Genomic DNA, 25,377 nt, shown 5'->3' on the forward strand with positions numbered 1-25,377 from the left:
GGAGTGCCGTGGCCGGTGGCCGATCAGGCGTTGCCGGTCGCGCTGTCGAGGCTGACCGAGACGCCGGGGCCCATGGTCGAGCTCAGCGACACGCGCTTGAGGTAGGTGCCCTTGGCGCCCGTCGGCTTGGCCTTGCTGACCGCGTCCACGAAGGCACGGATGTTCTCGGCGAGCTTGGCGTCGTCGAAGCTGGCCTTGCCGACGCCGGCGTGGATGATCCCGGCCTTCTCGACCTTGAACTGGACCTGGCCGCCCTTGGCCGCCTTGACGGCCTCGGCGACGTCCATGGTCACCGTGCCGACCTTCGGGTTCGGCATCAGGTTGCGGGGGCCCAGAACCTTGCCCAGACGGCCGACGATCGGCATCATGTCGGGCGTGGCGATGCAGCGGTCGAAATCGATCGTGCCGCCCTGGATGGTCTCCATCAGGTCCTCGGCGCCGACGATGTCGGCCCCGGCCGCCTTGGCCTCGTCGGCCTTGGCGCCGCGGGCGAAGACCGCCACGCGCACCGTCTTGCCGGTGCCGTTGGGCAGGTTGACCGTGCCGCGGACCATCTGGTCGGCGTGGCGCGGATCGACGCCGAGGTTCATCGCGACCTCGATCGTCTCGTCGAACTTGGCCGAGGCGTTCGCCTTGATGAGCGTGATGGCTTCCTCGACGCTGATCTCGCTCTTGCCGTCAAAGGCGGCGCGGGCGGCCGTAAGGCGCTTTCCGATCTTACCCATGACTTACCCTTTCACCTCGATGCCCATCGACTTCGCCGAGCCGAGGATGATCTGCATGGCCGCTTCCACGTCGTTCGCGCTGAGGTCCTTCATCTTGGCCTCGGCGATCTCGCGCAGCTGGGCGGGGGTGATGGACGCGATGGTCTCGCGGCCCGGCTTGACGGCGCCCTTGGGGCGGTTCCGCTTGCCGACCGGCTTCAGGCCGGCCGCCCGCTTGAGGTACCAGGACGCCGGCGGCGTCTTGAGCTCCATCGAGAAGGACTTGTCGGAATAGTAGGTGATGAGCGTCGGCACGGGGGCGCCGGGCTCCATGTCCTGCGTCTTGGCGTTGAACGCCTTGCAGAACTCCATGATGTTGATGCCGCGCTGACCCAGGGCGGGGCCGACCGGCGGCGACGGGGTCGCCTGGCCTGCCTTGACCTGGAGCTTCATCCGTCCAGCAACTTTCTTGGCCATCTGGCCATCTCCTTTCTGCCAACAGCCACGGGGCGCGCCCCTTGGCCTTGCGTTGAGGTGGTCCGGTCCGGGACTCGCGAGCCCCTCGCCTCCCACCGGGCGATGTCGTCCGGGGACGATTGCGGCGCTCTAGAGGTCCGCGCCGGAATTTGCAAGGGGCAAGGCGCGGCCGGGGCGGCCTAGCGCCCGCCCGGGCGGTAGGGTGGCGTGGCCATCCGGTGCCCCAGCGCCACCGGCAGCAGCGCCAGCAGCGCAAGGCCGGCGAAGGCGACGGGCAGGCTGGTGGCCTGGGCGATGAAGCCCACCACCGCGGGGCCCACCAGCATCCCGCCGTAGCCCAGCGTCGCCACGCTGGCCAGCGCGGGGCCCGGCCGCATCACCGGGTCGTTGGCGGCGCGCGAGAACACCAGCGGCATCAGGACGGCATAGCCCACCCCCACCAGCGCGAAGCCCGCCAGCGCCGCGCCGAGGCCCGGCGCCGTCAGCGCCAGCGTCATCCCGGCCGCCGCCGTCGCGCCGCTGGCCCGCGTCACCGCGACCGGGCCGAAGCGCGTCACCAGCGCCCCGCCGGCCAGCCGGGTCAGGACCATGGTGGCGCTGAACGCGGCGTAGCCCAGCGCCGCCTGCGCCTCGGTCGCGCCGATCGCGGTGGCGAGGTAGACCGCGCTCCAGTCCGCCATCGCGCCCTCGCCCACCGACGAGGCGAAGGCGACCAGCCCCACCAGCACCAGCGCCCCGGACGGCCAGGCCAGCAGCGGCGCCGCCCCGGCGGCGGGCGCGGGCGCGGCCACGCCCTTCATGCCGCGCAGGATCACGGCGAGGCACAGCGCGGCGCCACCCGCCGCCACGGCCGCGAAATGCACGGCGGGCGGCAGGCCGGCCAGCCCCGCGCCGTAGCCGCTGGCCGCGCCGAGGCCGGCGCCCAGGCTGTACATGGCGTGGAAGATCGACATCGTGCTGCGCCCCAGCCCGCGCTCGACCCGGGCGGCCCAGCCGTTCATGGCCACGTCCATCGCGCCGTGGAAGGCCCCGAACACCGCCAGCGCCACCCCCAGCCACAGCGGCGAGGGCGCCAGCGCCACCAGCATCAGCGCCGGGCCGTAGGCCAGCGCACAGCGCAGCGCCAGCCGCTCGGCACCCCATTTCTCGGACAGGATGCCGGCGACCGGGAAACTCGCTATCGCACCGCCCGCCAGCGCCAGCAGCAGCAGCCCCAGCGCGGCCGGATCGAGGTCGAAGCGCGCCTTGAAGGCGGGCACCCGCGAGGCCCAGACCCCGAACAGGAGCCCGTTGAACAGGAACGCCGCGGCGACCGCCCGCCAGCCGGCGTCGGCCCAGAGCGCCGGCCGCGCCGCTTTCGCCCCGTCCTGCCCGCCCGCCATGCGCCGCCCTGCCCTGCCGATCTGCCCTGTTCCACGAAAAACGGCACCCGCCGGGGTGCCGTTCGATACCGCCGCGCGGCGGGGCGCCGGCCCCGCGTCAGCCTTGCTTGGACACCTGCGTGAACTCCAGCTCCACCGGGGTCGCGCGGCCGAAGATCGAGACCGAGACCTTGAGGCGCTGGTGGTCCTCGTCGACCTCCTCGACCATGCCGTCGAAATCCTCGAACGGGCCGTCGTTGACCTTGACCTTCTCGCCGATCTCGAACGTGATCGTGGAGCGGGGCTGCGCCTCGCCCTCCTCGACGCGGTTCAGGATCGCGTTGACCTCCTCGTCGCGCATCGGCATCGGCCGGCCCTGCGGACCGAGGAAGCCGGTGACGCGCGGGATCGAGTTGATGGCGTGGTAGGCCTGGTCGGTCATCTCCATCCGCACCAGCACGTAGCCCGGCATGAAGCGGCGCGGCACGGTGACCTTCTTGCCGCGACGGATCTCGATCACGTCCTCCTCGGGGACCAGGACCTCCTCGATGACCTCTTCGAGACCCTTCTCGGCCACGGCCGTCCGGATCTGCTCGGCGATCCGCTTCTCGAAGTTAGAAAGGACGCTGACCGAATACCACCGCTTCGCCATCGTGATCCCGTTCCTTGCCCGGCCACCCTGCGGTGGACGATATTTCCGTTTCAGTTCAGTGCCCTGAGCGGGCCCCCCGAAAAACAAACAGCGTGCATCTCGACTCGATGCACGCCATCATTTCGGGGAATTGTTCCGGGCCTTACCGTCCTGCCCCCGGAAAATCAAGGGGCGGCGGCCGTCAGCCGAAGACCGTGAGGATCAGTTCCAGCCCGGTCCGGATCAGCCAGTCGATGAAGAAGAAGAAGATCGCGAAGACGATGGCCATCAGGAACACCATCGCCGTCGTCACCAGCACCTCGCGGCGGGTGGGCCACACCACCTTGGCGATCTCGGCGCGGGTCTGCTGGAGGAACTGGAACGGGTTGGCCATCGGTCATCTCATCTGTCGGTCGGGGCGCATATACGCATGTCGGGCCCGGCGCGCAAGGCGGCGGGACGCCCCGGCGCCGGTCGGCGGGACGGGCCGTTGACCCCCGTCAATGCGGCGCCGCGCGGGGCGGAGGAGCCTCGCCGCAGGCGCCCCCGCGCCGGAAGAGGGGTCGGGATGCCCGCGTCGGACCAGCCACCACCCCAGCGGATCGAGGACAACGCCCGCATCGGCGCGCGGCTTGCGCGCTATGCCGACCTGCTGGAGCAGCAGGGCGCCGACGGGTTCCGCGTCCGCGCCTACCGCGCCGCCGCCGCCGAGATCGCCGCGCTGGACCGCCCGCTGGCCGAGATCTGGGGCACGGGCGGGACCGAGGCGCTGATCCGGCTGCGCGGCATCGGGCGCGGCATCGCCGCCGCCATCGCCGAGATGCTGACCACCGGGCGCTGGCGCCAGCTCGACCGGCTGGAGGGCGAGCTGACCCCCGAGCGCCTGTTCGCCACCGTGCCGGGGATCGGGCCGGTGCTGGCGCATCGGCTGGCCGACGCGCTGGACGGCGACACGCTGGAGGAGCTGGAGGCCGCGCTCCGGCTGGGCGACGCCGAGGTGCCCGGGCTGGGGCCGCGGCGGCGGGCGGCGATCCTCGCCGCGCTGGCCCAGCGGCTGGCCCGTCTGCCCCGCGCGCGGCCGCGCCCCGGGCACCGGCCCGAGCCGCCGGTGGACCTGCTGCTGGAGGCCGACGCGCTCTACCGCCGCAAGGCCGAGGCCGGGGAGCTGCGCCGCATCGCGCCGCGCCGGTTCAACCCCACGGGCGAGGCGTGGCTGCCGATCCTGCACGCGCGCCGCGGGCCGTGGCACCTGACGCTGCTGCACTCCAACACCGCCCGCGCGCACGAGCTGGGCCGGACGCGGGACTGGGTCGTGATCTTCTACCACGAGGAGGACGAGCCCGAGCGGCAATGCACCGTGGTCACCGAAACGCAGGGGCCGCTGGCCGGGCTGCGCGTCGTCCGGGGCCGCGAGGCCGACTGCGCCGCCGTGCACGGGCGCCCGGCGGCGGAGGGCGACGGATAGGGCACGGGGCGGCGACGGGCAAACGCCCCTCATCAGGCGATGGTCAGGCGGTCGATCACCTCGGTCACGCCGGGCACGGCCCAGGCGGCGCGCTCGGCGCTCTGGCGCTCGCCGAGGTAGCGGACCCGCCCCTCCAGGATCACGCGGCTGCCCTCCACCCGCACGCGGATGCGGCTTGCGTCCAGCTCCGCGTCGCGCTGCAACGCCCGCAGGATCCGGGCCGAGACGTCATCCGGCGCGACCGCGGGGGTGAGGCGCAGGGCGTTGTCGAGGCCGGTCACGCCCGCCAGCTGCCGCACCGCGCGCTCGGCCGCGTCGGACTGGTGCCGCCAGCCGAGCGTGCCCTCGAGCGTCACCCGGCCCTGCACCACGGCGACGCGGACGGCCTCGGGCGGCAGGCCGGCGATCCAGCCCAGCAGCAGCCGCACCCGGCGGGCCAGCTCCGCATCGCCCACGGCCTCGGGGGGCTGCGGCCGGACCGCGACCCGGTCGTCGATGGCGCGGACATCGCGCAGCGACTCGACGATCCCGATCAGGCTGTCGTGGACGGCGAGCGACGGCACGCGGCCCGTCAGGGTGACGACCCCGTCCTCCACCTCGATGGCGACGGCGGTGGCGTCGACGCCGGGCTCGAGGTCCAGTTCGTCGCGGATGTCGCGCTCCAGCTCGCGGTCCCCCATCTCGGTCCTCCCTGCGCTGCGACTGGCGCACACCGACAAGGCTACGGCGCATCCCGCCGGGGACATTGACGCCGCGCAACCGGAAGGCCCGCCGCGGGCCCGGCGCCGGTCAGCCGTGGCAGAGCCGCAGCGCCGGCCGGTCCCCCGGCCCCGGCGCCGGGGCATCGTGCCCGGGGGCCACGCGGTCGTGCTCGGGGTCGAGCCCGGCCAGCCGGCACAGCACGTCGAGGTCGCGCACATGGTAGCGGCCGGGCCCCTCGGGCCGGACCATGTCCTTGTCGGCGAGATAGCCCAGCGTCCGGCAGATGGTCTCGACGGTGGTGTTGGTCAGGTCGGCCCAGTCCCGGCGCGAGATCGGGATGGTGAGGACGAGGCTGCCGTCGCCCTGCGGCGCGACCGGCATGATCTCGGCCGCCATGACGAGGAAGGCGATGATCCGTTCGCGGCTGGTCAGCGCGCCGCGGCGCCAGACCATCTCGAGCTGGCGGGCGGTCTGCGCGGCGGTGGCGTGCAGGATCTCGATGCGGAGCGCCGCGTCCTCGTCGGCGACGCGCCGCGCGAGGCGCGGGTCGATGGCGCAGATCTCGACATCCGTCGCCGCGGCGAGCGAGCAGGATCCCGCCGCCCCCGCCCAGTCGCCCACGAGATCGCCGGGCACCAGCAGCCCGAGGATGCTGCGCCGGCCATCCGGCATCATCCGCTCGGCCCGCAGGTAGCCCCGGCGCAGCACCCCGGTGAGGTTGGGCGCGCCGCCCTCTTCCTGCAGGGTGCGATCCTGCGGCAGCCGGCGCAGGCGCGGCCCGCCCGCCCCGTTCCCGAAGGAGGTGGCCCGGATCACCCGGCACAGGCGACGGCTGCGCAGCGGGCAGCCGGCACACAGGTCGATGCGGGTCGTGGTCTCGAATGGCAGTGTCACGGTCGCGTCCTCCCCTTGCGCGCGCGGGTGTCAGCCGCCGGTTTCGGTCTCCCTCCGCCGAACGGCCCCCGCCGGCCGGGCGTGCAGCGTGCGCCCGGGCCGGGGATCCCGCCTGACCTGCCCCCCGATGCACCCGCGGCCCACCCCACGGCAGGCCGGCGCACAGGCGCCGCCCGACGAGGGATTCGGGACTTGCGGGTTTTTCATTGCATTTCCCACATTGGGCATGGTCAATAATCGGAGTTTTAATCTTTTGGCGTGCAACGGCATTGATCTCGCTCAAGGTGGCGACGAAAGGCTGGACGGACCGGCGGGGGCTCCTGCATCCTGCATCCCGCGGCCGGACCGTCGCCCCGACCCATCGCGGGCGTGCCGCGGGGGTCGCGCGGCGCCGGACCGACAGGCAGGGAGAACCGCGATGCGGAACGACAGCGGACACGGCGCGGCGGATGCGCTGGCCACGATTCCCGAGATCGCGGACCTGCCCGACGAGATCCGGGCCGAGCTGAAGACCATCTGCCGGATCAGGCGGTTCGCCCAGGGGCAGCTGGTGACCGAGGTGGGCGACACCAACGAGATGGTCGGCTACGTGATCGACGGCATCCTGCGGATGCAGAAAACCCTGCCCGACGGGCGCCAGCATGTCGTGGGCCTGCTGGTGGCCGGCGACATGTTCGGCCGGGTCTACGACGGGCCGTCGCCCTTCGCCATCGAGGCCGCCGCCGACAGCGAGGTCTGCGTGTTCCAGCGCGCCCGCTTCGAGGCGCTGCTGGCGCGGTTCCCGGAACTGGACCGGCTGGTCCTGCTGCATTTCCTGACCGAGCTGGACCGCGCCCGCGACTGGATGGTCGTGCTGGCCACGCCCAAGGTGCGGGGGCGGCTGGCGGGGTTCCTGCTGATGCTGTGCACGCGCTACCGGAACGTCGGGCACCTGTTCGGCGATGCCGACGGGCGGCTGACCATCCGCATCCCGATCGGGCGGCCCGACCTCGCGCACCTGCTGGGCGCCCGGCCCGAATCGGTCAGCCGTGCCTTCCATGCGCTGGCCGACGACGGCATCCTCGAGATCCTGCGCCCCGACCTGGTCGCGATCCGCAGCATCGAGGACCTGGCCGAGGAGGCCGGGGAGCCCGAGCTCGGCGACGGGCTGACCGTCGAGACGCTGGCGCAGGCGGCGGGCGGCGCCGGGCGCTGAGGCGCGCGAAGGCGGCCCGGCGCGGCGGCTCAGACCGACAGCGCGGCGGCGACCTCGGCGTCCGTGACCTGCCGGAAATCCGCGTAATGGGCGCCCACGGCGTGGAACGGCTCGGGCGTCGCAAGGCAGACCACCGCATCCACCCGCGGCGCGAGATCGGCCAGCGTGTCGGCCGCCGCGACCGGCACGGCGAGGATCAGCCGCGCCGCCCCCTCGGCCCGGAGCCGGTCGAGCGCCGCGCGCATCGTGGCCCCGGTGGCGATGCCGTCGTCCACCACCACCACGGTCTTGCCCCGCAGCGGCACCGGCGGCCGCGCGCCGTGCCAGAGCCGGCGCCGCCGGTCGATCTCGGCCAGTTCGGGCTCGGCGAGCGCGCGGATGTCGGCCTCGGACAGCCCGGCCCGGCGCGCGATCCCGGTGTTGATGGCCAGCGCCGGCGCGGCCCCGTCGGTGACGGCGGCGACGGCCAGCTCGCGGTGGCCGGGCAGGCCGACCTTGCGCACCTGGACCACGTCGAGCGGCACGCCCAGAGCCGCCGCGATGGGTTGGGCCACCGGCACGCCACCGCGGGGCAGCGCGATCACCACGGTCGCGCCGGGGTCCAGCGACGGCAGCCGCGCCAGCAGGCGGCGGCCGGCCTCGGCGCGGTCGGCAAAGCGGTCATCGGTCACGGCGGGCCCTCAGCTCACCACCACGACCGTGGCGTCGGTCGCGTGGAGCACCTTCTGCGTGACGCTGCCCAGCACCAGCTCGCGCAGCCGCCCCAGCCCGCGCCGGCCCAGCACGATCATGCCCGCGCCCTCGGCCTCGGCCATGTCGAGGATCTCGTCGGCGGTGTCGCCGGCGCAGGCCTCGGTGCGGATGTCGATCGCCCCGGCGTCCTCGGCGTCGCTGCGCGCCCGGGCAAGGATCTGCTCCCCGATCACCGCGACCACGGTGGTGCGCGCGATCTCGTCCGCCTCGTCGTCCTCGACCGGGTCGGGCCCCGGCCCCGCCGGGCGGGGGCGAAACCGCTCCCGCGCGGCCATCTGGTCGAGCAGGTGCTCGACATCGGCCAGCCGGGCCAGCTCGGCCAGGGGGCGGCCATGCAGCTGCACATGCACGATGCTCAGCCCGCGGCCGAGCCGGCCGGACAGGTCGGCCGCGCAGGCCACCGCCCGCGCCGCCGCCTCCGACCCGTCGGTCGCCACCAGGATCCGGTCCGTCATCGCCCTTGCGCCTCCCGTGCTACCGGCCGTGTTGGCGGGATCCTCGGCCGGGGCCGGGGCGGGCGCATTGTCGGGCGTCAATCGCCGTCAGTCGGCGGGCGCGGCGGGGTCGTAGAACTCGGACGTCCTGTCGCGCAGGGCGAGCCACCAGCCCGACTGCTGCGGCCAGTCGGCATAGCCGGTGTCGTGCCCCAGCACGCGGGCGGCGTGCAGCGCCCACATCGGGTCGGCCAGCGCCTCGCGCGCGATGGCGATCAGGTCGGCGCGGCCCCCGGCCAGGATCGCCTCGGCCTGCACCGGGTGGGTGATCAGGCCCACCGCCATGGTCGGCAGCCCCACCTCGCGGCGCACCCGCTCGGCATAGGGCACCTGGAAGCCCGGCTTGCGCTTCTGCCCGGCGCTGGCGGTCGCGGCCCCGGCGATCCCGCCCGACGAGCAGTCGACCACGTCGACGCCCCGCGCCTTCAGCTCGCGGGCCAGAACCACGGTGTCGTCGAGCGACCAGCCCTCGGGCGGCCCGTCGACCGCCGAGGTGCGGAAGAACAGCGGCAGGTCCTCGGGCCAGGCCGCGCGCACCGCCTCGGCGATCTCGAGCGCCAGCCGCATCCGGCCCCTGAGGTCGCCGCCATAGGCGTCGCCGCGGGTGTTGGACAAGGGCGACAGGAAGCTGTGCACCAGGTAGCCGTGGGCGCCGTGGATCTCGACGATGCGGTAGCCGGCCTCCCGCGCGCGGCGGGCGGCGGCGGCGTAGTCGTCGACCAGCGTGACGATCTCGGCCGGGGTCAGGGCATGGGGCACCGGCCAGCCCTCGGCGACCGGCAGGGCCGAGGGGCCGACCGGCGTCCAGGGCATGTCCCCGCGCGCGAGGTCGTCGGGCCCGAGGGGGCCGTTTCCGAACCAGGGCCGCTGCATCCCCGCCTTGCGCCCGGCGTGTCCCAGCTGCAGCGCCGGGATCGCGCCGTGGCGCAGCGCGAACTGCGCGACGCGGGCGTGGCCGGGGATCTGGCTGTCGGTCCAGAGGCCGGGGCAGCCATGGGTGATGCGGCCGCCCTTCTGCACCGCCGTCGCCTCGGTGAACACGATCCCGGCGCCGCCGATGGCGAAGCGGCCGAGGTGCACCAGGTGCCAGTCCTCGAGGTGCCCCTCATGGGCGGAATACTGGCACATCGGCGAGATCACGACGCGGTTGCGGGTCTCGATCCCTCGCAGGGCAAGCGGTCGGAACAGGTGCGGCAAGTCGGTCATGGGGTCCTCCGGTATCGACGGACCCGTGCTAGGGCCCCCGGCGCGCGGGCGCAATCGCCGGCCCGGGCCAGGGCGAAGCGCGATGCTGGCCGGCCGGCTTGGGGCTGCCCAAAACATGGGCAGTCCAGCGCGTTTCCCGTTTGCCGACAGGCAGCGCGCCGATCGCCGCCGGGCGACCGCAGCCGGGCGGCGCCGGGGCTTGACACAGGGGCCTCGGTCCGGTCCAACGACGCGGCATTCAGAACCGAAAAGACGATTTCATGACCCTCACCGACCTCGTAGAAAGCGCAATTCTCTCGCAGGGCGACCTGTTCATCCATGCCGCGCCGACGGCCCTCGCCGACGGGCTCGGCGTGGTGTGCGGGGGGCGGCCCGTGCCGCTCGAGGTGATGGACGACGACGTGGCCTGGCCCGCCGACCTGCCGTTCCGCAAGGCCTTCGTCTACCCCGAGGACGGCGCGCCGCTGGACGAACAGCTGTTCGACGGAACGCCGGTGGCCTTCGGCTCGGAAGCCTATGTGAACGCCCTGCCCGACTGGGCGGTGGACAACGGCCGCACGCTGCAGATGCGCGTCGACGGCGTGGACGAGCCGCACCTGATCGGGATCGACGTGCCGATCGTGATCCCCGCCGGCGTCGGCCCCGGCCGGTTCGAGGCGCTGGTCGCCGCGCACCGCTGCGACGTGGCGCTGGTCGTGCGCTTCGACCCCGGCCCGGGCGGCAAGGCCGAGACCGTGGAGGTCCGCTTCGACCCGGCCTTCGGCGGCGGCCAGTCGCCGGCGGGCTACCAGCAGGTGTCGCTGGCCTCGCCGTTCCGCGACACCGAGGTCACCGTGACGATGGCGGTCCGGCACCTCGGCTACCGGTCCGACGGCAGCCAGGACGATCCCTATGTCTTCATCGCCAACGCCGAGGTCATCGCCGGCAACATCGGCCGGGGGCGGATGCGGCCGCGGCACCGGTCCGTCGGTGACGGTGCCGGCGGCGCCTGGTTCCGGGCCCCGGTTACGCCGTTCCTGTCCCCGAACGACGCGCCTCTGGCGCTCAGCCTCGGCGACGAGCAGCTGGACATCTTCGGGCCGGAGCAGAACGAGCTGACCCTCGTCGACGACTACGGCCATTCCCTCGTTCTGAAGGCCCGCGCGCCGATGACGGCGCTGCTGCATGTCGACGGCGCCCCGGTCGACCGGATCGAGATCCGCACCGACGACACCTTCGTGCGGCTGCCCACGGCGCTGATGCGCGGCGAGATCGTGACCGTCTCGGTCCGCGACCTGTCGGGCAGCCAGGTGTTCCTGACCCTGCCGGTCCTCGCGCCCCGTATGTTGACGCCCGCCGAGGTGCTGTCGCGCGAATCCCGCGCCCCCTTCCCGACCGACCTGACGGTGCGCGCCAACCACCGCTACCGGGGCCTGCGCGCGCACCTCGACCACCCGGTCCCGGGGCTCGACCCGGCGTCGCTCTCGACCGCCATCCAGACCCTCGACCGGACCTTCGACACCCTCAAGCTGAAACCCATCGCCTTCCCCGAGGTCGAGGACCCCAAGGTCAGCGTGGTGATCCCCGCCCACAACAAGGTGGAGGTCACCTACTACGGGCTCTGCGCGCTGCTGGTCGCGCACAACCGGGCCAGCTTCGAGGTGATCGTCGTCGACGACGCCTCGACCGACGAGACCGCCGAGCTGGAGACCATTGTCTCGGGCATCCGCGTGGTGCGCAACACCGAGGCGCAGCGCTTCATCCGCGCCTGCAATGCCGGCGTGGCCGCGTCGCGGGGCGAATACGTGGTGCTCCTGAACAACGACACCGAGCCGACCGTGGGCTGGCTCGACGCCCTGATCGACGCCTTCGAGCGGTTCGAGAACGTGGGCCTCGTGGGCTCCAAGCTGCTCTACCCCGACGGCTCCCTGCAGGACGCGGGCGGCATCGTCTGGGGCAGCGGCAACCCGTGGAACTACGGCCACCGCGCCAACCCCTGGGATCCGCGCTTCTGCTATGCCCGGCAGGCCGACTACCTGTCGGGCGCCGCCCTGATGACCACCCGCGCGATCTGGGACCATGTCGGCGGCCTGTCGGACTACCTCGAACCGATGTATTTCGAGGACACCGACCTTGCCTTCAAGGTCCGCGAGGCGGGCTTCACGACCTGGTTCGTGCCGTCCTCGGTGGTCTACCACTTCGAGGGGATGACCAGCGGCACCGACACCTCCAGCGGCTTCAAGCGCTACCAGGAGGTGAACCGGCCCAAGTTCAAGCGCCGCTGGGCGCGGGCCTATGCGGGCTTCGGCAAGGAAGGCCAGCAGCCCGACCTGGAAAAGGACCGCGGCATCGTCGGGCGGGTGCTGTTCATCGACTACGGCATCCCGCGCGAGGACCGCGACGCCGGCTCCTACGCCGCGCGCCGCGAGATCGAGCTGGTGCAGTCGCTGGGCTACAAGGTGACCTTCCTGCCGCAGAACCTGGCGCACCTCGGCAGCTACACCGAGGAGCTCGAACGCTCCGGCGTCGAGGTGATCCGCGCGCCCTTCTACCTGTCGGTCGCCGAGTTCCTCGAAAAGCGCGCGGCCGAGTTCGACGCGGTCTACATCACCCGCTACTACGTCGCGCAGGAGACGATCCCGCACATCCGCCGCTGGGCGCCCGAGGCGAAGATCATCCTCAACAACGCCGACCTGCATTTCCTGCGCGAGCTGCGCAGCGCGCTCGGCAGTAAGGACCCGGCCAGGATCGCCGCCGTGCGGCAGGTGCGTGAGAAAGAACTGGAGATGATGCGCGCCGCCGACCTCGTGCTCAGCTACAACGAGGTCGAGCATTCGGTGATCCTGTCGCACACCGACGGGCAGGCGCGGGTGATGACCTGCCCCTGGGTGGTCGAGATCCCCGAGAAGGTGCCCGCGCTCAAGGGGCGCAAGGGGATGTCCTTCCTCGGCAACTACGGCCACCCGCCGAACGCCGAGGGGGTCATCTGGTTCTGCACCGAGGTGATGCCGATGCTGGAGGGCACCGACGCCCACCTGTCCATCTACGGCTCGGGCATGGGCGCCGACATTAAGGCGCTGGCCTCGGACATGGTCGACCCCGCCGGCTTCATCGAGGAGGTGTCGGACGCCTACGACCGCCACCGCATCTTCATCGCGCCGCTGCTGTCGGGGGCCGGCATCAAGGGCAAGGTGCTGAGCGCGCTGGCGCACGGGATCCCCACCATCCTGACCCCGGTCGCGGCGGAGGGGATCGGCCTGCGCAGCGGCCATGACAGCATCATCGTGGAAACCCCGCAGGACTGGGCGGATGCGATCCTCCGCCTATCTGAGGATGACAAGCTCTGGACGGCGATGTCGAAGGCCGCCCGGGCCTACGCGGCGGACCGCTTCTCCTTCGAGGCCGGACGCCTCAAGATAAAGGCCGCCTTCGAGGCCGTGGACCTGTTCGGAGCGATGTAAGGGCCGGAGAAGCTTGGCGGACGAACGCACCATCATCCTGCACTACCACCTGTTCAAGAACGCGGGCACGTCGGTCGATGCGATCCTGAAGCGGAACTTCGGCGACCGCTGGGTCACGCGCGAGTTTCCCGTGCGGGGCGGCAACAACACCGCGCTGGTGGAGGACTGGATCCGCGAGACCCCTGAGGCCGTTGCCTATTCCTCGCACACGATGGTCGGGCCGCTGCCCCGGGTGGAGGGGGTGCGGGTGATCTCCTTCCTGCTGCTGCGCGACCCGATTGAGCGCATCCGGTCGGCCTACCGCTTCGAGCGCACCCAGGCCGCGGACACCTGGGGCGCCCGTCTCGCCAAGGAGCTGGACTTCGAGGGCTACGTGCGCGCGCGGCTGGACAGGCCGGGGGACCGGCAATGCCGCAACTTCCAGACCCACCGGCTGGCCAGCATGGTGCCGGGCGCGGGGACGGAACTGGAACGGGCTCAGGCGGCGATCCGCCAGCTTAGCGTCGTGGGGCTGGTGAGCGATCTCGGGGCAGCGATGGCCGACCTGGCAAGGTTGTATTCCGGGGAGTCGCGCGGCTTCGGCGCAACTGACGTCCGGGCGAACCAGTCGCGCGGCCTCGGGTCCGAGATCATCAGTCCCGAGTTCGCGGAACTGTTGCGGGACGCCAATTGTCTTGACATGTCCCTCGTGCGGAGCCGTACGAAGGCGAGGTTGGCAAATCATTAATTATGAAGGACATATTCCTTCACATAGGCGCCCACAAGACAGCGACGACCGCCATTCAGATCATCCTTTTGCGCGAGACCGGCATCCGGTCCCGTCTTGCCGAGGATCCGGTTCTGCTGTCGATCCACAACCCCGTGCATGACTACGGCACCTTCCGGACGACCTACACACATCTGCGCAACCGGATGCTGGTGGCGCTCGATCGAGGAAACCCGGTCGATCCCGCGCTGGTCTCGGAGATGGCCCGGCTCGTTCAAGGGTTCGTGGAAGGGCTGCCTGGACGGCATGTCGTCTGGTCCGACGAGAACCTCCTCGGCAACACGCCGGGTCATCCCACCGGGCAGCTTGTCCAGATCCAGGGGGGGCTTTATCCCGCCAGCGATGCGATTTCGGCCGCTTTCGCCGACGCGCTGGCCCAGCACTCGGTCAGGGTCAGGCTGTACACGAGGGACGTTGAAAGCCTGATTCGGTCTGCCTACGGCGACTGGATCTCGAAGCTGCGTGAGCCGACGCCGTTCGGCGAATTCGACGTGGCCGTCCGGCAAGGCAATCTCGACTGGGACGGCGTCGCGGCACCCTGGCAACAGAGGTTTGGTACCAGGTTCGATCGCGTCCGTTTCGAGACCATCCGTGAGGGGCAAATGCAGTACCTCATGAACTTCGCAGAGTGGGCGAAGCTCGCGGTGGACGACACCTCGCGCCTGACAGCGGCCCGGGCCGCGAATTCCGGCCTCAACCAACGCCAGATCGACATGGCCAAGCTGATCATGCCCGACATGCACCCTGAGGAACGCCCGGCCTTGCGGCGCTTCCTGCTGCAGCTGAAACCCGATGCGCCGTGACGGCCCCGCCCGTTGCGACGGCGCGCGTCAGTTGCGATAGATCGACTGGCTCCGCTGGACGTCGGACCAGTGACGGCCGTCCTTCTTGTGGAACAGGTCCTGGTTGAACACGACAGTCTTGCCGGCGATGGCGGCATGTTCGACCACCCTGATCCCCTCGGTCAGGCGGCCGGTATCGGTGACCTCGTTCCAGACCTTAGGCCCAGTGACATGCCAGACGTCATTCGCGATCCGGGCCTCGATGTTCCGCAGCACTCGCGCCAGGATCTCGGCCAAGACGGCGTTGCCGGCTTCGGCAGAGAACAGGTTGTTGACGATGCGCCCATGCCATCGACGGTAAAGCACGAGGTCGGCGCCGGGACTCAGGAACTCGTCGGGTCGCCGCAATAGCCCGATGCTCATGTCCGCATAAAAGCCGCCGAGCGCGACGATCTCCAGCAGGCGGAACAGGTCGGATTGCATGGCTGGCACATTGCAGGCCGCAAAGGCATCGACTTCACGTTGGCCGTAGACCTTGCTGATGAAGTCAATGGCCTCGGCCCTGTCATAGACCGTGATGTCCTCAGGACCGTGAACGTGCCAAGTCTCATTCACTTCCCGGATGTCGTCAGGCCACGGACGGGTATCCCAGTATCCGATCATCCGGGTGAGCACGGAAAACCTCCGGTCCGTTCTAACGGGACATCGGGCCGTCGAGGTCGAACCCGGGGTAACTTGGGGTGACCCGGATATCCGACGGATCCAGCACGGCCGCCTGATGGTCATAGCAGCGAAAGAATTCGGCGCGCAACTCATCGGCGTCGAACTCCCTGAACGCGCCGAGGTCGACACCGCCGCCAGGTTTCAAGACGACCGCCCGGCCGCGGTATCGGTCGCCGAGGTCATCCGTCATCCAGGTCGACGGCACGCGATAAGCGGCCAGCGGCTCGCCATCTCCCTCAGTGACTACGGCTCCCTCGATCGACAGACGGGCCAGGAGCCTCTCGGCCGCCTTCGCGAGCAGGAACCTCGAGGGATGATTGAAGGTGAAGAAAAGCGGCACCGAGGGGTTGGCTTCGATCAAATCGGAGACAATGACCCCGCAACCTTCTTCCCGACGTCTCAGGCTGTCCAGAGACAACCGGCGGACAGCTGCGATATAGTCCCCGGAATCTCTGGGGATTAGGCCGGCCATTCCCTTCCGGGCCGACAGCCAGTCACCGAAAATCCGCAGATCGTGCGAGGCATCGAAAGGACCAAGAAGCCGGCCCTGAACCCGATGGGTGAAATAGCGGAGGAAAGGCTGCTGACCGGAGAAGAAGATATTCGGCCAGATGACGGTCTTGCCACTATAGAGTTCATTGATATTCTCGGAGGACAAGACTTTGACCCGGAATTTCGGGTCGGTCTTTTGGGCAACAATCAGGTCTGCCTCTTGAAGACTTTCTTCGTATTTTTTTGAATGGCCCGGATCGGCCAAGTGCAGGATGATCGGATCAAGCGGCTCGAACAACCCCGTCCCACACATCAAGTTCATCAGGGGTCGGGCCTGGCAGTTTCCCGTCACCAAGAGTTTCATTGCTGGCATGATGCATGTCTCAATTCGAGGTTCTTTTTTTGCTGCAACGCCTTTCGCTTTTTTCTCGAGAGATCGTCGGTCTGTCTTGGCAGCAACAATGAAGACCCGATCAGCGAGGATTCCCGGCCACTAGGTCAACCCATCGCTGCAAATTTGGCTGCACCGTCAGCGTCTCGTATCCGAACCGCCGCACCCGCTTCATTCGCGTATCGGGGTGGGCGGCCTTCAAATAAACCTCGACCGCCTTCAGGTATCTCGCGTGGTAGGAATAGGATGCAAGCAGCAGCTTGTTGCAGGTGACAACCAGCGGCACGAAGGCGAAATCGCGCATCAGGTACATGCGCGCGATCGCCTCCTGCACACCTGGCCAATTGGGATTGGTGTAGTCGTCGACTGCGATGATCCCATGGTTGGCCGTGACCGACATAGCGAACTCGATATCGTTCACGGTGTGCACGACCTCGTGGCAACCATCGACGCTGAAGAAGTTGAACGCGCCCAAGTCCTGGACGAGGGCGTCCGCATCCCGCTGTGTCAAGGCGAGCGAATCCGCCTGCACGAACTCCACGGCGCCCTCGGCGATGCCGTGGCTGGCAAGGTTGCGCCTGACCACGTCCATCTTGCCCACCCCCGCGCCATCAAGGTTGAACTGCTGCATGTCGAAAACGTCGATCGCAGCCGCTCGGTTGGCAGGCGAGGTACCGAAGGTCTTGCAAAGGCCGATGAAGAACTTGCCCTCGAACACGCCGATTTCCGCGACCGGGCCATCCCCGATCTCAAGGTAGAGCGGCCAGAGCGTTTGCCAGAGTTGTGGAATGCACCAGCCGTTCACGCTGGCGATACCCGTCGAGAGATATGCGTTTACAGAGTCCAGTCGCGCGTCGATCATGACCCTCTCACCCCCGCCCATACCCATCCTCGTACCGGACGATATCGTCCTCGCCCAGATACGTCCCCGTCTGCACCTCGATCAGCACCATCGGGACCTTGCCGGGGTTCTCCATCCGGTGCACGGCGCCCAGCGGGATGTAGACCGACTGGTTCTCCGAGACCAGACGCACCTCGCCGTCCACCGTCACCTTCGCCGTCCCCTGCACCACGATCCAGTGCTCCGCCCGGTGGTGGTGGCTCTGCAGGCTCAGCGCCGCGCCGGGGTTCACGTGGATCCGCTTCACCTGGAACCGCGACCCCAGCGCCAGGCTCTCGAACCAGCCCCAGGGCCGGTGGTCCTTGGGGAACTCGGTCGCCTGCTTCGCCCCCTCGGCCTTCAGCGCCGACACCGCCAGCCGCAGGTCCTGCGCGCGGTCCATCGGCGCCACCAGCACCGCGTCGGGCATCGCCACCGCGATCATGTTCTCGAGCCCCAGTCCGATCAGCACCTGCCCCTCGGCCTCGGACCTGAGCAGCGTGTCGCGGCACTCCAGCGCCTGCACCGGGCCGGAGGCCGCCACCCCCGCCCCGTCCCGCGGCATCTCGCGCCAGACCGTCTCCCAGCCGCCGAGGTCGGACCAGCCGCCGTCGAAAGGCACGACGCTGAGCGACGGCGCGCGCTCCATCACCGCGTAGTCGATCGAGATGTCCTCGGCCTCGGCCCAGGCGCCTTCGTCGAGCCGCAGGAAGCCGAGATCGGCGCGCGCGCCCGCCACCGACCGCCGCACCGGGTCGACGAGGCCGGGCGCATGGGCCTCGAAGGCCGCGATCAGCGTGTCGGCGCGGGCGAGGAAGAGGCCCGCGTTCCACAGGTAGCGCCCGTCGGCCAGCATCGCCTCGGCCGTGGCGCGGTCGGGCTTTTCCACGAAGCGGCGGAGCGGGATCGCGCCGTCACCGTCGGCGTCGAGCTCGAGGTAGCCGTAGCCCGTCTCGGGCCGGTCGGGGCGGATGCCGAAGGTGACGATGCGCCCCTCGGCGGCGGCCGCGGCGGCCGTGGCGATGGCGGCGTGGAAGGCGGGCACGTCGCGCACGACGTGATCCGACGGCGCGATCAGGACGGTCGCGCCGGGGTCCGTCGCGGCGATGTGCAGGACGGCGGCCAGCACCGCCGGCGCGGTGTTGCGGGGGGCGGGTTCCAGCAGCACGGCGGCCGGGTCGGCGCCGATCTCGGCCATCTGCTGGGTGACGATGAAGCGGAAATCCGCGCCCGTGACCACAACGGGCCGCGCGAAGCCCTTGCCGGTCAGCCGCCGGACCGAGGCCTGGAACAGGCTCTCGTCCCCGATCAGCGCCGAGAATTGCTTGGGATAGCTCCGCCGCGACAACGGCCACAGCCGCGTGCCCGACCCGCCGCACAGGAGGATGGGGGTGATCCTGGTACTCTTGGCCATCGTCCGCGGGCCCGTCCCTGACACAGTTTGCACCCGGACAAGACCCGAGCGGGCGCGCCATGTAAACCCTTCGCCGCGGGCGGATGCGGGCCGGATCCACCGTTGCCCGGAAAGCCGGCGCTCGGCAGGCCGACAGCCGCTCAGGGCGCCTCGGCAAAGAGCCGGCCGAGGGCCGAGACATAGGCGCTGCCGGACCGGTCGCGCGCTGGCAGGGCGGCCCGTCCGGTCGAGATGCGGCAGGGGTGGATCACCCGCCGGACCTCGTCCAGCGTGCCGACCTGCAGGTCCGGGCCCGCGTCGAGGCTGGCGGCGAGCGCCCGCGTGAGGAGGCCGGGGCCGGTCTTGAACCAGCGGTGGTCGTTCTCCCGCGCGAGGCAGGAGGCGACCGCCATGTCCAGGGCCAGGCGGATCACCGGGTGCGCCGGCGGGGCGAGGATCAGCTCGGTCGAGATGGCGCCGCCGCCATCGCGGTAGAGCCGCGCGCCCGGCCCCGCGTCCAGCAGCGGGTCGACCGGGCCGGCCGGCCAGAGGTCGCCCGACACCGCCGCCCCGCCTTCGGCCAGCAGCAACGCCAGCCGCAGGATGTCGGCCTTCTGCTCGGCGTCGGGGGCCAGGGCGTGGGCGCGCGCGACCTCGGGGGGCTGGCTGTCCCTCAGCCAGGCCGCGGCCTGTCCGGGGTCGTGGGCGCGCAGCTCGCGGCGGGATGCGCCGCGCCAGGCCGCCACCAGGCGCGCGGCCTCGTCGGGGCGGGGCGCCGCGCCCGGCCAGACCAGGTGGATGATCTCGGGCACCGGGTCTGATGCGGCGGCCGGCAGCGCCCCCCCTGCGCCGTGCCGGTCCAGAAGGGCGCGGGCCGGCAGGAAGAACTCCCGCGCCAGCCGCCGCAGGTCGGCGGGGTCGGCCCGGGTCCAGTCGGGTCCGCCGGCGTCGACGATGCGGGCCTCGTTCAGGAGCGTCCCGACCCGGGTCGCCCGCGGACGACAGATCAGCGCCTCGACCAGCGGCCCGTCCTCGGGCGACAGCCGGGCAAAGCTGGCCTCGGCGGCCGCGCGGTCCCCGGCGAGCAGCTGGACCTCGATCATCTCGACCGCCGGCAGCGCGCCCATGGCCTCGGCCTCGGCCCGGTCGCAGAGCGCGCGTGCTTCCGCGATGTCGCCGGCCGCAAGCGCCGCCGACACCGCGCCGGCAAGACGGTGCTCGGCCGGCACCGCAGCAGCCGCACCGGCGACGAGCGCCGGCACCTCGGCCGCCCGGCCGCTGACGATCAGGGCCTCGGTGGCCAGCCGGAACAGCGCCGCGTCGCCCGGCCAGCGCCGGCAGCAGGCGCGCAGGTAACGCGCCGCCAGCGCCCCGGTGCCCGCGCCCAGCAACACCCGGCCCAGCCGCTCCGCCGCCTCCGTGTCCCGACGCGGGGCGGGGTTGGCCCGAACCCAGTCGAGCGCCGCCAGCGGCCCCTGCCGCAGCAGGGCGTCCTCGATGGCGAAGGCCTGCCGGTCGGCGGCACCCCAGGCGGCCCCGTCGAAGGCCGCGCTCAGGCGGTCGGCCAGCGCGGCCGCGCCCTGCGCCCAGGCCCGCTCGACCAGGCGAAAGGCGAGATACCAGGGCAGGTCGGGCCAGGCGAGCACGCGCCGGAGGAGCGCTTCGGCCCGGTCCGGGCCCTCCTCGGCAAGGGCCGCGTCGAGATCGGGCAGGAGCGTGCCCGGATCGGGCGGGGCCTCGGCGGGCGCCGCATCGGGGCCGTCCCCGGCGCGCAGGGCCTGAAGCTCGGCCTCGAAGGGCGTGTCGGGCGGCGCGCGGCGGGCGATCTGTGCCGCCCCCGCCCGGTCGCCGGCCTGCCGGTGGGCCTGCGCCGCGCGCAGCAGGATCTCGGGATGGTCGGGTTGATGCGGCAGGGCGGCCTCGGCCGCGGCCCGCGCGGCGGCGGCGTCGCCCCGCTCCAGCGCGGCCTCGATGCGGGCGAGATGGGCCAGCGGGTCGGCGGGGCGCTCCGCCAGCAGCCGGTCGCACAGCGCGCTGGCCGCGGTCACGCTGCGCGCCGCCCGGTGCAGGCCGATGGCGTAGGGCACGTCGTCGGGGGCCAGCGCGTCCTCGCCCGCCGCCGTCAGCACGGCCACCGCCGGCCCCGGCCCCTCGGCCGCCTCGACCGCCTCGGCCGTCTTGCGCCGCAGGAGCGCGACCACGGGCAACCGTTCCAGCCCGTCCCGCCCGGCGGCGGCGGCGGCGGGCGCGTCGCCCCGCGCCATGGCGAGGTCGATCAGTGCGACCCAGGCCCAGAGATGCGAGGGGTTGTCCTGCAACAGCCGGCGATAGGCCCCCTCGGCCAGCGCGCCCTCGCCCGCCTGCGCCAGGCCTCCCGCCACGCCGAAGCGCAGCGCCGCCAGCCAGCCCGCGTCGCCGTCCGCCCCCTCGAGCCACGCGGCAAGGTCGCGCAACGCGCCCGCCACCTGCCCCGGATCCGGCTCGTCCCCGCTGTCCTTCGCCATGCCGCCTCGTCCCGTTCCGGGCAGACTGTCCCGGATCGGGCGGGCTTGGCAATCCTTTGCGGCTCAGGGCCGGCCCGACCGCTCCACCGTCAGACCCTCGGGCGCCGGAATGCCCCAGGCCGGAACCTGCGCCCGCGCGCGCCCGACGGCGCCGAGGTCGAGGTCGAGCACCCGCAGCTGCGGCGCGTCCTCGCCAAGGTCGGCCAGCACCTCGCCCCAGGGCCCCACCGCCAGCGCGTGGCCATAGGTCACCCGCCCGTCGGCATGATGCCCCGCCTGCGCCGCGGCCAGCACGAAGGCCCCCGTCTCGATGGCACGGGCGCGCAGCAGCACCTCCCAGTGGGCGCGGCCTGTGGGCACGGTGAAGGCCGACGGCATCACCATCAGCACCGCGCCCGCCTGCGCATAGGCGCGGTAGAGGTAGGCAAAGCGCATGTCATAGCAGATGCTCAGGCCGATGGGCCCCCAGGGGGTGTCGGCCACCACGGCGCGGGTGCCGGGGGCGAAACGTTTCGATTCCCCGATGGGCGCCTGCCCCTCCAGCGTCACGTCGAAGAGGTGGATCTTGTCATACTCGGCTACGATCCCGCCCGTCGCGTCGATCAGGGTGGAGTGGTTCAGGAACCGCCCGTCCGGCCCCAGCACCGGGGTGGATCCCGTGTGCACCCACAGCCCATGCCGCGCCGCGATCTCGCGGCAGGCGGCGATGAAGGGGTCGGCCTCGGCGCTGACCACCTGCTGTCGCGCGGTCTCGGGGTCGCGGTTCATCAGCCCCGCCACCTCGGGCAAAAACAGCATCTCCGCCCCCTGCCCCGCGGCCTGTTCGGCGAGCGAGGCGACGGTGGCGATGTTGGCCGCGTGGGTGTCGGCCGAGCACATCTGCGCCAGCGCGGCGCGAAGGGTGGGCCGGGTCATCGGCGGCTCAGGGTGCGGGCGACGGCGTCCTGCCAGCCGGCGTAGCGGCTGCTTCGTTCCGCATCGTCCATCCGCGGGGTGAAGGTCTGGTCCACCGCCCAGGTCGCCGCGAAGCCGTCTGCATCGGGGTAGACCCCCGCCCGCATCCCCGCGATCCAGGCCGCGCCCAGCGCCGTCGTCTCCAGCACCTTGGGCCGGTCCACCGGCGCGCCGAGGATGTCGGCAAGGAACTGCATGGTCCAGTCCGACGCGCTCATGCCGCCATCCACGCGCACCGTGCCGTCCCCCGCGCCCGGCCAGTCGGCGGTCATCGCCTCCCACAGGTCGCGGGTCTGGTAGCCCACGCTTTCCAGCGCCGCGCGGGCGAATTCCGCGGGGCCGGAGTTGCGGACGAGACCATGGATCGCGCCGCGGCAATCGGGGTCCCAGTAGGGCGCGCCAAGGCCTGTGAAGGCCGGCACGAGGTAGAGCCGCTGGCCCGGGTCCGCGGCTTCGGCCATCGGGCCGGTCTCGGCGGCGCTGCCGATGATCTTCAGCCCGTCGCGCAGCCATTGCACCACGGCCCCCGCGATGAAGATGGAGCCTTCCAGCGCATAGGTCGGCTTGCCGTCGAACTGGTAGGCGATGGTGCCGAGCATCCGGTTCTGCGACCGCACCAGCGTGTCGCCCGTGTTGAGGAGCGCGAAGCAGCCCGTCCCGTAGGTCGATTTCAGCATCCCGGGCTGGAAACACGCCTGTCCCACGGTCGCCGCCTGCTGGTCGCCGGCCACCCCGAGGATCGGGATGGCCGCGCCGAGGATCGCGGGGTCGGTGACACCGAAGTCGGCGGCGCAGTCCTTCACCGCGGGCAGGACGCCCATGGGGATGTTCAGGAGGTCGCAGATCTCCGCGTCCCAGCGCCCCTCGCGGATATTATACAAGAGTGTCCGCGCGGCATTGGTCGCGTCGGTCACATGCGCGGCACCCCCGGTCATCTTCCAGATCAGCCAGCTGTCCACCGTGCCGAAGGCGAGCCGCCCGGCCTCGGCCATCGCGCGGGCGCCGTCGACGTTCTCCAGCAACCACGCCAGCTTCGTCCCCGAGAAATACGGGTCGAGCAGCAGCCCCGTCTTCTCCTGCACCATCGCCTCGTGTCCCGCGGCCTTCAGACGGGCGCACATCTCGGCCGTCCGCCGGTCCTGCCAGACGATGGCGCGGTGCACGGGCTTGCCGGTCTCGCGGTCCCACAGCACGACCGTCTCGCGCTGGTTGGTGATGCCGATGGCGGCCACGTCCGACGCCGCGACGCCGCCCTTCTCCAGCGCCGCGCGGCAGGTGGCGACGACACTGTCCCAGATCTCGTCGGCGTCATGTTCGACCCAGCCCGAGGCCGGGTAATGCTGGGTGAATTCCTGCTGCGCGCTTGCCCCCGGCGCCATGTCCGCGCCGAACAGGATCGCGCGGCTGGACGTGGTGCCCTGATCGATGGCCAGAACCTGGGTCATCGGCCCCTCCCTTTCTTGTCGCGCCAGCCTAGCCGCCCGCGCGCGCCCCGCAAGTCACTCCGCCGCCAGCGCCGGCGCCTCCCGCGCCATCCAGTCGTCGATCGCGGCGATCTGGTCGGGGCTCAGGCGCAGCCCCAGCTTGGACCGCCGCCAGACCACGTCCTCGGCCGTCCGCGCGTATTCCCGCGTCATCAGCCAGCGCAGCTCCGCCTCGGTCAGCGTCGCGCCGAAGTCGCGGCCTAGGTCGGCCGCCTCGACCGCGCCGTTCAGCACCAGCCGCGCCTCGGTGCCATAGGCCCGCACCAGCCTGAGCGCCCAGCGGTCGGTCAGGAACGGGTGGTGCGCGCGCAGGTCGTTCGCCAGGCGGCAGACGCCATCGACCGGGAAATCCCCGCCGGGCAGAGGCACGCCCGCCGTCCAGTGCCCGCCCGCCTGCGGGAACGTTGCGGCGAGCTTGTCCCAGGCATCCTCGGCCAGCTTGCGGTAGGTGGTGATCTTGCCGCCGAACACGTTGAGCAGCGGCGCGCCCGCCGCGTCCAGCGACAGAACGTAATCGCGCGTCGCCGCGGTGGCCGATTTCGCGCCGTCGTCGTAGAGCGGCCGGACGCCGGAATAGGTCCAGACCACGTCGTCGGGCGTCAGGGCCTTGCGGAAATACTGGTTGGCAAACGCGATCAGGTAGTCCCGCTCCGCCGGCGTGCAGGTGGCCGCGCGGGGGTCATCGTGGTGTTCCTGGTCGGTGGTGCCGATCAGGGTGAAGTCGGTCTCGTAGGGGATGGCGAAGATGATCCGCCCGTCCGAGCCCTGGAAGAAATAGCATTTGTCGTGCTCGGCCACCCGCGGCACCACGATGTGCGAGCCGCGCACCAGCCGCACCTTTTCCCGGCTGTTCTGCCGGATCACGCCCTGCACGATGTCGGCCACCCAGGGCCCGCCCGCGTTCACCAGCGCGCGCGCCTCGACCGTTTCGGTGGTGCCGTCCCGGTCCAGCGTCACGCGCCAGTGGTCGCCGTCGCGCACCGCGCCCGTGACCTTCGTCCGCGTCAGGATGCGCGCGCCTCGGGCCTCGGCATCGCGGGCGTTGAGCACCACGAGGCGGGCGTCCTCGACCCAGCAATCCGAGTATTCATAGGCCTTGACGAACTTGTCCTTGAGCGGCGCGCCCTCGGGCGTTCCGGGCAGGCGCAGCGTTTTCGTGCCCGGCAGGATCTCGCGGCCGCCGAGGTTGTCATACAGGAACAGCCCCAGCCGGATCAGCCAGTCGGGCCGCCGGCCGCGCGTCCACGGCATGACGGTGGTCAGCAGCCGCGAGGTGGGCGTCTTGGCGTCGAAGCGCATGTCCCGCGACAGCGGCAGGACGAAGCGCATCGGCCAGCTGATGTGCGGCATGGCGCGCAGCAGCGTCTCGCGTTCCTGCAGCGCGTGGCGCACCAGCTTGAACTCGAAGAACTCCAGGTAGCGCAGCCCGCCATGGAACAGCTTGGTCGACGCCGACGAGGTCGCGCCGGCAAGATCGCCCATCTCGGCCAGGCACACCGACAGGCCCCGCCCCGCCGCGTCGCGGGCGATGCCGCAGCCGTTGATGCCGCCGCCGATCACGAACAGGTCGTAGCGCGCGCCCATGGCGAATCCTTCCCTCTCCGGGGTTTCGTTGCGCGGGTCCTCTGTCTCACCCCATGTTCGTTTTGTCAATTTTCATGTTCGTTTTTTTTCGCTATGCAGAGG

At 71.4% G+C, this 25,377-nt stretch carries 23 protein-coding genes; 5 read left to right on the forward strand and 18 right to left on the reverse strand.

Features of this window, described 5'->3' with window-relative positions; genetic code table 11:
- Positions 1–23: 23 nt before the first annotated feature.
- From rplA to secE, 5 genes are all read right to left on the reverse strand, one after another.
- Complete coding sequence (gene rplA, locus HCU73_RS12625) at positions 24–725, reverse strand: 50S ribosomal protein L1 (RefSeq protein ID WP_168623819.1); 702 nt, start codon at positions 723–725, stop codon at positions 24–26.
- A 3-nt stretch (positions 726–728) separates the two neighbouring features.
- Entirely contained in the window at positions 729–1,181 is a 453-nt protein-coding gene (gene rplK, locus HCU73_RS12630) for a 50S ribosomal protein L11 (protein WP_168623820.1), read from the reverse strand.
- 179 nt (positions 1,182–1,360) lie between these two features.
- Entirely contained in the window at positions 1,361–2,563 is a 1,203-nt protein-coding gene (locus HCU73_RS12635) for an MFS transporter (protein WP_168623821.1), read from the reverse strand.
- A 97-nt stretch (positions 2,564–2,660) separates the two neighbouring features.
- The gene (gene nusG, locus HCU73_RS12640; protein WP_168623822.1) at positions 2,661–3,194 is read right to left on the reverse strand and encodes a transcription termination/antitermination protein NusG; all 534 of its coding nucleotides are present in this window, start codon (positions 3,192–3,194) and stop codon (positions 2,661–2,663) included.
- 181 nt (positions 3,195–3,375) lie between these two features.
- Complete coding sequence (gene secE, locus HCU73_RS12645) at positions 3,376–3,567, reverse strand: preprotein translocase subunit SecE (protein ID WP_168623823.1); 192 nt, start codon at positions 3,565–3,567, stop codon at positions 3,376–3,378.
- Between the two features lie 174 nt (positions 3,568–3,741).
- On the opposite strand from secE, the gene HCU73_RS12650 reads away from it, so the two are divergent.
- Entirely contained in the window at positions 3,742–4,638 is an 897-nt protein-coding gene (locus tag HCU73_RS12650; RefSeq protein WP_168623824.1) for a helix-hairpin-helix domain-containing protein, read from the forward strand.
- A gap of 32 nt (positions 4,639–4,670) precedes the next feature.
- Here HCU73_RS12650 and HCU73_RS12655 read toward each other — a convergent pair whose 3' ends face one another.
- Positions 4,671–5,318: a BON domain-containing protein gene (locus tag HCU73_RS12655; RefSeq protein ID WP_168623825.1), complete on the reverse strand. Its 648-nt coding sequence runs from the start codon at positions 5,316–5,318 to the stop codon at positions 4,671–4,673.
- A gap of 109 nt (positions 5,319–5,427) precedes the next feature.
- Positions 5,428–6,234 carry a helix-turn-helix domain-containing protein gene (locus HCU73_RS12660; protein WP_168623826.1) on the reverse strand — a complete coding sequence of 269 codons (807 nt, stop codon included), beginning with the start codon at positions 6,232–6,234 and terminating at the stop codon, positions 5,428–5,430.
- 418 nt (positions 6,235–6,652) lie between these two features.
- Here HCU73_RS12660 and HCU73_RS12665 point away from each other — a divergent pair, with 418 nt between their 5' ends.
- Positions 6,653–7,429 carry a Crp/Fnr family transcriptional regulator gene (locus HCU73_RS12665; RefSeq protein ID WP_168623827.1) on the forward strand — a complete coding sequence of 259 codons (777 nt, stop codon included), beginning with the start codon at positions 6,653–6,655 and terminating at the stop codon, positions 7,427–7,429.
- Between the two features lie 29 nt (positions 7,430–7,458).
- On the opposite strand, the gene HCU73_RS12670 is transcribed toward HCU73_RS12665, so the two are convergent.
- From HCU73_RS12670 to HCU73_RS12680, 3 genes are all read right to left on the reverse strand, one after another.
- Positions 7,459–8,100 (reverse strand): phosphoribosyltransferase family protein, encoded by a 642-nt coding sequence (locus HCU73_RS12670; protein ID WP_168623828.1) that lies wholly within the window; start codon positions 8,098–8,100, stop codon positions 7,459–7,461.
- A 9-nt stretch (positions 8,101–8,109) separates the two neighbouring features.
- The gene (locus tag HCU73_RS12675; protein WP_168623829.1) at positions 8,110–8,637 is read right to left on the reverse strand and encodes a universal stress protein; all 528 of its coding nucleotides are present in this window, start codon (positions 8,635–8,637) and stop codon (positions 8,110–8,112) included.
- A gap of 87 nt (positions 8,638–8,724) precedes the next feature.
- Complete coding sequence (locus HCU73_RS12680) at positions 8,725–9,882, reverse strand: NADH:flavin oxidoreductase/NADH oxidase (RefSeq protein ID WP_168623830.1); 1,158 nt, start codon at positions 9,880–9,882, stop codon at positions 8,725–8,727.
- 260 nt (positions 9,883–10,142) lie between these two features.
- Here HCU73_RS12680 and HCU73_RS12685 point away from each other — a divergent pair, with 260 nt between their 5' ends.
- Genes HCU73_RS12685 through HCU73_RS12695 form a run of 3 tightly spaced genes read left to right on the forward strand, consistent with a single transcriptional unit; the run spans position 10,143 to position 14,891 of the window.
- Positions 10,143–13,322 (forward strand): glycosyltransferase, encoded by a 3,180-nt coding sequence (locus HCU73_RS12685; protein ID WP_168623831.1) that lies wholly within the window; start codon positions 10,143–10,145, stop codon positions 13,320–13,322.
- Positions 13,323–13,335: 13 nt separating this feature from the next.
- Positions 13,336–14,049 carry a sulfotransferase family protein gene (locus HCU73_RS12690; RefSeq protein ID WP_168623832.1) on the forward strand — a complete coding sequence of 238 codons (714 nt, stop codon included), beginning with the start codon at positions 13,336–13,338 and terminating at the stop codon, positions 14,047–14,049.
- A 2-nt stretch (positions 14,050–14,051) separates the two neighbouring features.
- Positions 14,052–14,891, forward strand: a complete 840-nt coding sequence (locus HCU73_RS12695; RefSeq protein WP_168623833.1) for a hypothetical protein — start codon at positions 14,052–14,054, stop codon at positions 14,889–14,891.
- Positions 14,892–14,918: 27 nt separating this feature from the next.
- On the opposite strand, the gene HCU73_RS12700 is transcribed toward HCU73_RS12695, so the two are convergent.
- From HCU73_RS12700 to glpD, 8 genes are all read right to left on the reverse strand, one after another.
- Positions 14,919–15,545, reverse strand: a complete 627-nt coding sequence (locus tag HCU73_RS12700; RefSeq protein WP_168623834.1) for a glycosyltransferase — start codon at positions 15,543–15,545, stop codon at positions 14,919–14,921.
- Positions 15,546–15,564: 19 nt separating this feature from the next.
- Positions 15,565–16,458 (reverse strand): WcbI family polysaccharide biosynthesis putative acetyltransferase, encoded by an 894-nt coding sequence (locus tag HCU73_RS12705; protein ID WP_338052113.1) that lies wholly within the window; start codon positions 16,456–16,458, stop codon positions 15,565–15,567.
- 100 nt (positions 16,459–16,558) lie between these two features.
- Positions 16,559–17,338: a class I SAM-dependent methyltransferase gene (locus HCU73_RS12710; RefSeq protein ID WP_168623836.1), complete on the reverse strand. Its 780-nt coding sequence runs from the start codon at positions 17,336–17,338 to the stop codon at positions 16,559–16,561.
- A 7-nt stretch (positions 17,339–17,345) separates the two neighbouring features.
- On the reverse strand, positions 17,346–18,770 hold the full coding sequence (locus HCU73_RS12715; RefSeq protein ID WP_168623837.1) for a mannose-1-phosphate guanylyltransferase/mannose-6-phosphate isomerase: 1,425 nt from the start codon (positions 18,768–18,770) through the stop codon (positions 17,346–17,348).
- Positions 18,771–18,910: 140 nt separating this feature from the next.
- Positions 18,911–21,253 (reverse strand): tetratricopeptide repeat protein, encoded by a 2,343-nt coding sequence (locus HCU73_RS12720; protein WP_168623838.1) that lies wholly within the window; start codon positions 21,251–21,253, stop codon positions 18,911–18,913.
- Between the two features lie 63 nt (positions 21,254–21,316).
- On the reverse strand, positions 21,317–22,168 hold the full coding sequence (locus HCU73_RS12725) for a carbon-nitrogen hydrolase family protein (RefSeq protein WP_168623839.1): 852 nt from the start codon (positions 22,166–22,168) through the stop codon (positions 21,317–21,319).
- Complete coding sequence (glpK, locus tag HCU73_RS12730; RefSeq protein WP_168623840.1) at positions 22,165–23,652, reverse strand: glycerol kinase GlpK; 1,488 nt, start codon at positions 23,650–23,652, stop codon at positions 22,165–22,167. The genes HCU73_RS12725 and glpK overlap by 4 nt, the downstream gene beginning before the upstream one ends.
- Positions 23,653–23,706: 54 nt before the next feature.
- The gene (gene glpD, locus HCU73_RS12735; protein WP_168623841.1) at positions 23,707–25,275 is read right to left on the reverse strand and encodes a glycerol-3-phosphate dehydrogenase; all 1,569 of its coding nucleotides are present in this window, start codon (positions 25,273–25,275) and stop codon (positions 23,707–23,709) included.
- Positions 25,276–25,377: the final 102 nt, after the last annotated feature.

Origin of the sequence: Roseicyclus persicicus (assembly GCF_012395815.1) — a bacterium.
GTDB classification, from domain to species: Bacteria; Pseudomonadota; Alphaproteobacteria; order Rhodobacterales; family Rhodobacteraceae; genus Roseicyclus; species Roseicyclus persicicus.

Coding starts and splice junctions, on each gene's coding strand:
- rplA (WP_168623819.1), bottom strand. CDS start 725: ATGGGTAAGATCGGAAAGCGCCTTACGGCCGCCCGCGCCGCCTTTGAC.
- rplK (WP_168623820.1), bottom strand. CDS start 1,181: ATGGCCAAGAAAGTTGCTGGACGGATGAAGCTCCAGGTCAAGGCAGGC.
- HCU73_RS12635 (WP_168623821.1), bottom strand. CDS start 2,563: ATGGCGGGCGGGCAGGACGGGGCGAAAGCGGCGCGGCCGGCGCTCTGG.
- nusG (WP_168623822.1), bottom strand. CDS start 3,194: ATGGCGAAGCGGTGGTATTCGGTCAGCGTCCTTTCTAACTTCGAGAAG.
- secE (WP_168623823.1), bottom strand. CDS start 3,567: ATGGCCAACCCGTTCCAGTTCCTCCAGCAGACCCGCGCCGAGATCGCC.
- HCU73_RS12650 (WP_168623824.1), top strand. CDS start 3,742: ATGCCCGCGTCGGACCAGCCACCACCCCAGCGGATCGAGGACAACGCC.
- HCU73_RS12655 (WP_168623825.1), bottom strand. CDS start 5,318: ATGGGGGACCGCGAGCTGGAGCGCGACATCCGCGACGAACTGGACCTC.
- HCU73_RS12665 (WP_168623827.1), top strand. CDS start 6,653: ATGCGGAACGACAGCGGACACGGCGCGGCGGATGCGCTGGCCACGATT.
- HCU73_RS12675 (WP_168623829.1), bottom strand. CDS start 8,637: ATGACGGACCGGATCCTGGTGGCGACCGACGGGTCGGAGGCGGCGGCG.
- HCU73_RS12680 (WP_168623830.1), bottom strand. CDS start 9,882: ATGACCGACTTGCCGCACCTGTTCCGACCGCTTGCCCTGCGAGGGATC.
- HCU73_RS12685 (WP_168623831.1), top strand. CDS start 10,143: ATGACCCTCACCGACCTCGTAGAAAGCGCAATTCTCTCGCAGGGCGAC.
- HCU73_RS12695 (WP_168623833.1), top strand. CDS start 14,052: ATGAAGGACATATTCCTTCACATAGGCGCCCACAAGACAGCGACGACC.
- HCU73_RS12705 (WP_338052113.1), bottom strand. CDS start 16,458: ATGCCAGCAATGAAACTCTTGGTGACGGGAAACTGCCAGGCCCGACCC.
- HCU73_RS12710 (WP_168623836.1), bottom strand. CDS start 17,338: ATGATCGACGCGCGACTGGACTCTGTAAACGCATATCTCTCGACGGGT.
- HCU73_RS12715 (WP_168623837.1), bottom strand. CDS start 18,770: ATGGCCAAGAGTACCAGGATCACCCCCATCCTCCTGTGCGGCGGGTCG.
- HCU73_RS12720 (WP_168623838.1), bottom strand. CDS start 21,253: ATGGCGAAGGACAGCGGGGACGAGCCGGATCCGGGGCAGGTGGCGGGC.
- HCU73_RS12725 (WP_168623839.1), bottom strand. CDS start 22,168: ATGACCCGGCCCACCCTTCGCGCCGCGCTGGCGCAGATGTGCTCGGCC.
- glpK (WP_168623840.1), bottom strand. CDS start 23,652: ATGACCCAGGTTCTGGCCATCGATCAGGGCACCACGTCCAGCCGCGCG.
- glpD (WP_168623841.1), bottom strand. CDS start 25,275: ATGGGCGCGCGCTACGACCTGTTCGTGATCGGCGGCGGCATCAACGGC.